The 6,550-nt window shown below is 69.3% G+C and carries 5 protein-coding genes; 2 read left to right on the forward strand and 3 right to left on the reverse strand.

What is annotated here, in order from left to right:
- Nucleotides 1-98: 98 nt before the first annotated feature.
- The 3 genes from O0K41_RS10280 to O0K41_RS10290 form a co-directional block, all read right to left on the reverse strand.
- Nucleotides 99-1,661, reverse strand: a complete 1,563-nt coding sequence (locus tag O0K41_RS10280) for an N-acetylmuramoyl-L-alanine amidase (protein ID WP_164223260.1) — start codon at nt 1,659-1,661, stop codon at nt 99-101.
- 82 nt (nt 1,662-1,743) lie between these two features.
- On the reverse strand, nt 1,744-2,226 hold the full coding sequence (tsaE, locus tag O0K41_RS10285) for a tRNA (adenosine(37)-N6)-threonylcarbamoyltransferase complex ATPase subunit type 1 TsaE (RefSeq protein WP_164223263.1): 483 nt from the start codon (nt 2,224-2,226) through the stop codon (nt 1,744-1,746).
- The gene (locus O0K41_RS10290) at nt 2,223-3,707 is read right to left on the reverse strand and encodes an NAD(P)H-hydrate dehydratase (RefSeq protein ID WP_123958833.1); all 1,485 of its coding nucleotides are present in this window, start codon (nt 3,705-3,707) and stop codon (nt 2,223-2,225) included. Before O0K41_RS10290 ends, tsaE begins: the two co-directional genes overlap by 4 nt.
- A 23-nt stretch (nt 3,708-3,730) precedes the next feature.
- Here O0K41_RS10290 and queG point away from each other — a divergent pair, with 23 nt between their 5' ends.
- Together queG and xseA are read left to right on the forward strand one after the other, a co-directional pair.
- On the forward strand, nt 3,731-4,801 hold the full coding sequence (queG, locus tag O0K41_RS10295) for a tRNA epoxyqueuosine(34) reductase QueG (protein WP_032966929.1): 1,071 nt from the start codon (nt 3,731-3,733) through the stop codon (nt 4,799-4,801).
- 44 nt (nt 4,802-4,845) lie between these two features.
- Nucleotides 4,846-6,177 (forward strand): exodeoxyribonuclease VII large subunit, encoded by a 1,332-nt coding sequence (xseA, locus tag O0K41_RS10300; protein ID WP_164223266.1) that lies wholly within the window; start codon nt 4,846-4,848, stop codon nt 6,175-6,177.
- Nucleotides 6,178-6,550: the final 373 nt, after the last annotated feature.

Genomic DNA, 6,550 nt, shown 5'->3' on the forward strand with positions numbered 1-6,550 from the left:
CAGTCGACTGCCCTCCGCCGGGCGCCGAAAACCCCGCGTTGCGCGCGTAGTCGACTGACAGTCGACGCTACAGAAAGCAGTAACCTGCCTTCGGCGGGTTATTTGCTGCCGCCGGCCATGGTCCCGGCAGCGTCGATCTCGGCCTGGGCACGGGCTGCGTACAGCGTGCCCGGCGGTGGCTGGCGGCTGAAGAAGGTGTGCACGCCGTCGAGCACGGCACCGGCGATCTTGCGCTGGTAGGCCGGGTCGATCAGGCGGCGCTCTTCGTCCGGGTTGGAGATGAACGCGGTTTCCACCAGCATCGCCGGCATGTCCGAGGTGCGCAGCACGGCGAAGTTCGCACGTTCGATGTTCGGCTTGTGGTTGTTGCCGATCCGCTTCAGGCCGCCCAGCACGTGGCCGGCGGCATCTTCAGACGCCTTCATGTAACCGCTCTGGGCGAGGTCCAGCAGCACGTTGGCAAGCGTGCCTTCGGTCTGCTGCAGGCGCACGCCACCCACCAGGTCGGCCGCGTTTTCCTTGTCCGCCAGCCAGCGGGCGCGCTGCGAAGAGGCGCCCTTGGTCGACAGCACGTATACCGACGAACCAGTGGCCGAACGGTTTTCGGCCGCGTCGGCATGGATCGAAATGAAGATGTCGGCCTTGTTTGCACGTGCCTTCTGCGCACGCATCGGCAGCGGGATGAACACGTCGCTGTCGCGGGTCAGATAGGCCTTCAGGCCCGGCGTCGCATTGACCTGGCGGGCCAGCTCACGCGCCACCGCCAGGGTGACATCCTTTTCGCGTTTGCCGGTCGGGCCGATCGCGCCGGGATCCTGGCCACCGTGGCCGGGATCGATGGCGACCACCAGATGACGCATGCCGGCCTGCATGCGGATGCGCGAGGCATCGCTGGGCATGGCCGGGCGCGGCGGTTCTACCGGCGTCGGCGCCGGTGCAGGCACGGTAGCCGGCGGCGTGGTCACCACGGCGGCGGTGCGCTGGCCGGCCAGGATCGCGGCCGGCGAGGAAGAAGGTGAGCTGCTGGCCACGGTACCGGCCGCCGCAACCTGGGCCGGCGTGGTGGACGGCGCCGGGGTCGGCGTGGCCGGTGCGGCGGCAGTGGCACTGGCCTGCTGCCGCACCTGCGCGGTCAGCAGTGCGGTCGCACGTGCGGCATCGGAACGCGACTGTACGCTTTCAGCCGGGGTCGGCGCGGGCGTGGCCACCGGTGCCTGCGGCTGCACCGCCGGTGTCGCTGCCGGACGGCTGGCGGCCACGGCCGGGCCATCGCCCGGCCATTCGATCACCAGCTTGGATTCATTGCCCTCCCGCTGCATCTGCGGGCGGAATGGCGCCACCGATTCAGCGAGGTCGAAAACGACACGGAAGGTGCCCGGCACCGGCTGTCCGGTACGCACCGCCGTGACCACGCCCTGCGCAGCCGGCATCTTCAGGTTGCGTATGGCGCTGGAGTCAGGGAAGTCGACCACCAGACGGTTCGGACCGGCCAGAGAAAGCGTCTTGTAGCCGCCACTGCCGACCAGCGAGATCTCGGCACGGGTGCCGGTGGCGCCGGTATTCAGCAGGACCTGGCGGACTTCACCGGCCCACGCACTGACGCTCGCCAGACCCAGTCCGACGGCGGCACAGATAGCGATGAGACGGTTCCCCGGGCGCATGGCTCAGGATTCAATCACCGCGCTGAACGGAATGCAACACCTTTTTCCTTAATAATCCGTAACCTGCCGGTCTTTGTTCTCGTCAGCCGACAGAAATGGCCTGCAAGTCGCCCCCTTGGGGAAGCCGCTTCAGCCACTCATGTCCGACGTCGCTGGCTCCGATGAGACGGACGCGGCGCCCCTGCCCCTCGATCTCCAACGCCACCACCAGGTCGGTCGGCGGCAGCGCGCCAGCGCCGCGTTCCGGCCATTCCACCAGCCACAACACCGCGCTGCCCTCGTCCAGGCCCAGGAAATCGAGTTCGCCGGCCTGGCCGATCCGGTACAGGTCCAGGTGCCAGGCTTCGCCGCCACTGGCCAGCGGATAACGCTCGACCAGGGTATAGGTCGGGCTGCGGATCGCGCCCTGCACGCCCAGCGCGCGCAGCAGTGCCCGGGCCGTTGTGGACTTGCCAGCGCCGAGGTCGCCGCGCAGTTCGATCAGCGCCTGGGGCGGTCGGGTCGCCGCCAGCCACTGCCCGAGCAGTTCGGTGGCTTCGCTGTCGGCAAGGAAGAATTCAGTCATGAAGAGCGTTCCGGGTTGGCCAGTTGCCGCAGCGGCACCAGCAGATCAGTGGGAAGCATGCCGCGCGCGCCGTCGGCGGCCGCAGCGTCGCCGGCGAGCGCGTGCAGCAGTGCGCCAGCGGCGGCAGCGTCGAAGGCGGCCAGGCCCTGCGCGCGCAGGCTGGCAATGATGCCGGTGAGCAGGTCGCCCATGCCCCCCACGGCCATGCCGGGGTTGCCTGCAGCAATCAGCCGTGGCACCTGCCCGGGCGCCGTCACGATGCTGCCCGCGCCCTTCAGCACCACCACGGCGTGGAATCGCTCGGCCAACGCCTGCGCACAGCGGTAGCGATCGGCCTGGATGTCAGTGGTACTGCAGCCGAGCAGACGCGCGGCCTCGCCCGGATGTGGCGTAAGGATCGCCTCCGGCAGCGCGCGCGGATCCTGCGCCAGCAGATTCAGCGCATCGGCATCAACCACCAGCGGTTTGTCGCTGTCCAGCACCTGCGCAAACATTGCGCGTGCCCATTCGTCCTGGCCCAGGCCGGGGCCGATCGCCACCACCCTGGCCTTGTCCAGCAGCGCCGGCAGCACATCGCCATCTTCAAGCGCATGGGTCATCGCCTCGGGAAGCCGAGCCAGCAACGGGCCGACGTGATCGCGCCGGGTGGCCAGGCTCAACAGTCCCGCGCCGGCACGCAGTGCCGCTTCGGCCGCCATCGCGATGGCCCCACCGCTGCCATGGTTGCCGCCGACGCACAGCACATGCCCGGATTCGCCCTTGTGGGTATTGGCACGACGCGGCGGCAGCAGTGCCGGCAAGCGAGCCTGGGTCCAGTGCTCCGCAGCGGGTACCACGCCCTGCCAGGCCGCGGCAGGCAACTGCAGGGGCGCCAGGACCTTCTGCCCGCAATGATCCAGCGCATCGCCGGAATACAGCCCGCGATGCGCCACGATGAACTGCAGGGTCAGTGCAGCGCGCACTGCTACGCCCGGCACCGCCCCACGGTCGGCATCGACGCCACTGGGAACATCCAGCGCCAGCACCGGCGCAGTCTGCGCGTTGAGCGCGGCAATCAGTGCCTGCGCCGCACCCTCCGGCGCGCGGTCAAAACCAAGGCCGAACAACGCATCCACCCAGATGTCGGCCTCGGGCAGCGTGCCGTCGAAATCGGCAGTGCTGCCGCCGTCGGACTTGAATTCCGATGCTGCACGCTGTGCCAGCGACGTCGCCGGTGGCTTGCCCGGCAAGGCGATCACCGTCACCGCGCGCCCGGCCTTCCGTGCATGGCGGGCCAGCACCAGGCCGTCGCCACCGTTGTTGCCTGCTCCGACCACCACGCCGATCCGCTGCGCCTCCGGCCAATGCTGCAGCAGGCACTGCCAGGCGGCCTGGCCGGCCTGCGCCATCAGGCCCCAACCACCCTCGGCGGCCAGCGCCGAGGCCTGCGCATCAAGCGCACGCGCGGCAGCGGAATCGAAAAGATCGGCAAGGTTGACCATGCAGGGATTTTATACTGGTGCACATGTCCCCCGCCCCCGTCCCTGTCGATCCGGCCCAGGCCGTGCAGCGCATCCGCGAACTGGCGCGTGCGCATGGCTTCCAGCGCTGCGGTATCGCCGGCATCGAGCTGGGCGAGGACGAGGCGCACTTGGCCGACTGGCTGGGCCAGGGCCTGTACGGCACGATGGACTGGATGGCGCGCCACGGCACCCTGCGTGCGCGCCCGGCCGAGCTGCTGCCCGGCACCGTACGGGTGATCTCGGTGGGCATGGACTACAGCCACAAGGACGACACCGAAGCCTGGGCAACCCTGGCCGACCCGGGCCGCGCCTACGTGGCCCGTTACGCCTTGGGCCGCGACTACCACAAGCTGATGCGCAACCGCCTGCAGAAGCTGGCCACGCAGATCAACGATGAAGTGGCACCGCTGGGCTACCGCGTGTTCGTCGATTCGGCGCCCGTGCTGGAACGCGCACTGGCGCGCAATGCCGGCCTGGGCTGGATCGGCAAGCACACCTGTCTGATCGATCGCCATGGCGGCTCCTGGTTCTTCATCGGCGAGATCTACATCGATATCCCGCTGCCGATCGATGCACCGGCCACGGCACACTGCGGCACCTGCACGCGCTGCATCGATGTCTGCCCGACCCAGGCCATCACCGGCCCGCAGCGGCTGGACGCGCGGCGCTGTATTTCCTACCTGACCATCGAGCACGACGGTGCCATCCCCGAAGACATGCGGCCGTTGATCGGCAACCGCATCTACGGCTGTGACGACTGCCAGCTGGTCTGCCCCTGGAACAAGTTCGCCAAGCGTACCGACGAAGCCGATTTCCGCGCGCGCAACAACCTCGACACTGCCCGTCTGGACCAGCTGTTTGCCTGGGACGAAGCCGAATTCCTGCGCCGTACCGAAGGCAGCCCGATCCGGCGCAGCGGCCATGAACGCTGGCTGCGCAACATCGCCGTGGCACTGGGCAATGCACCGTCCTCGGCCGAAGCGTTGGCCGCGTTGCATACCCGCGTCGATGATCCCTCGCCGCTGGTGCGTGAACACGTGCAGTGGGCGCTGGGCCAGCACACGGTGCGCTGACGTGCGATCCTGAGCCCCCGTTCCGCCCGCAGCACGCCGTTCCCATGCAGCCACGCAACAACGACATCCTCACCCCCAGCCAGCTCAACACCCTGGCCCGCGACCTGCTGGAAGGCAGCTTCCCGGCGATCTGGGTCGAGGCCGAACTGGGCAGCGTGGCGCGTCCCGCCTCCGGGCATCTGTATTTCACCCTGAAGGATGCGCGTGCGCAGCTGCGCGCGGCAATGTTCCGGATGAAGGCGCAGTACCTGAAGTTCGTGCCGCGCGAAGGCATGCGCGTGCTGGTGCGCGGCAAGGTGACCCTGTACGACGCCCGTGGCGAGTACCAGATGGTGCTGGACCACATGGAGGAAGCCGGCGAAGGCGCGCTGCGCCGCGCGTTCGAAGAGCTGAAGGCACGCCTGGAGGCCGAAGGCCTGTTCGACTCGGCACGCAAACGGCCGCTGCCGGCGCACGTGCAGCGCCTGGCGGTGATCACCTCGCCCACCGGCGCCGCCGTGCGCGACGTGCTGAGCGTGCTCGGCCGCCGCTTCCCGCTGTTGGAGGTCGACCTGCTGCCGACCCTGGTGCAGGGCAGCAGCGCCGCGGCGCAGATCACCCGGCTGCTGCAGGCCGCCGATGCCAGTGGCCGCTACGACGTGATCCTGCTGACCCGTGGCGGCGGTTCACTGGAAGACCTGTGGGCGTTCAATGACGAAGCCCTGGCCCGTGCGATCGCCGCCAGCCGCACGCCGGTGGTATCGGCGGTGGGCCATGAAACCGACTTCAGCCTCAGCGATTTTGCCGCCGACCTGCGCGCACCAACGCCGTCGGTGGCAGCCGAGCTGCTGGTACCGGACCAGCGCGAACTGGCCCTGCGCCTGCGCCGCACGGCCGCGCGCATGGTGCAGCTGCAACGGCATGCGATGCAGCAGGCGATGCAGCGTGCCGACCGCGCCCTGCTGCGCCTGAACGCACAGAGCCCGCAGGCGCGGCTGGACCTGTTGCGCCGCCGCCAGCTCGATCTGGGCCGGCGCCTGCATGCGGTCTTCAACCAGCAGCAGGAGCGCCGTGCCGCACGCCTGCGCCATGCGGCCGCGGTACTGCGCGGGCACCATCCGCAACGCCAGCTCGACGCGATGCAGCGCCGCCTCGCCGCCCTGCGCGGGCGGCCGCAGGCAGCGATGCAGCGCCTGCTGGAGCGCGATGCACTGCGACTGCGCGGACTGGCGCGTTCACTGGAAGCGGTCAGCCCGTTGGCCACCGTGGCCCGTGGCTACAGCATCCTGACCCGCACTGACGATGGCACGCTGGTACGAAAGGTCGACCAGGTGCAGCCCGGTGACGCGCTGCAGGCCCGCGTTGGCGACGGCGTGATCGACGTGCAGGTCAAGTAGAGGGGTGGTCGGCAGGGCTGCGCCCTGCACCTGCAGAGGCTTCAAGCAACGGCCGAAGCAACAGCCAAAGCGGCTCTGGATTGCTGATGGTTTGGCGGGGCGGTGTGGCTGTGCAGGACACGCCGTAAACCCATCCCTGGGGGCTCGATGGCGCCATCCATGGCGCCAACGGTCCTGCACAGCCACACCGCCCCACCCTCGACAGTTTCCCGATGACGGTCGGTAGATCCACGCCATGCGTGGATGAATCTCTGTCAGATATCGAATCAATTCGGGGTCCGGTCCGGTTTGGGGGGGGGAACGGGGGGGGCCCCCCCCCCTTCCGGCAGGGCGCGCGGATCTGGCGGAGGGGGGGGGGGGGGGGGGGGGGGGG

Source organism: Stenotrophomonas sp. Sm2128 (assembly GCF_030985535.1).
Classification (GTDB): domain Bacteria; phylum Pseudomonadota; class Gammaproteobacteria; order Xanthomonadales; family Xanthomonadaceae; genus Stenotrophomonas; species Stenotrophomonas maltophilia.

Bases quoted from the DNA above. Each gene is read 5' to 3' on its own strand.
- O0K41_RS10280 (WP_164223260.1), bottom strand. From the start codon at position 1,661: ATGCGCCCGGGGAACCGTCTCATCGCTATCTGTGCCGCCGTCGGACTG.
- tsaE (WP_164223263.1), bottom strand. From the start codon at position 2,226: ATGACTGAATTCTTCCTTGCCGACAGCGAAGCCACCGAACTGCTCGGG.
- O0K41_RS10290 (WP_123958833.1), bottom strand. From the start codon at position 3,707: ATGGTCAACCTTGCCGATCTTTTCGATTCCGCTGCCGCGCGTGCGCTT.
- queG (WP_032966929.1), top strand. From the start codon at position 3,731: ATGTCCCCCGCCCCCGTCCCTGTCGATCCGGCCCAGGCCGTGCAGCGC.
- xseA (WP_164223266.1), top strand. From the start codon at position 4,846: ATGCAGCCACGCAACAACGACATCCTCACCCCCAGCCAGCTCAACACC.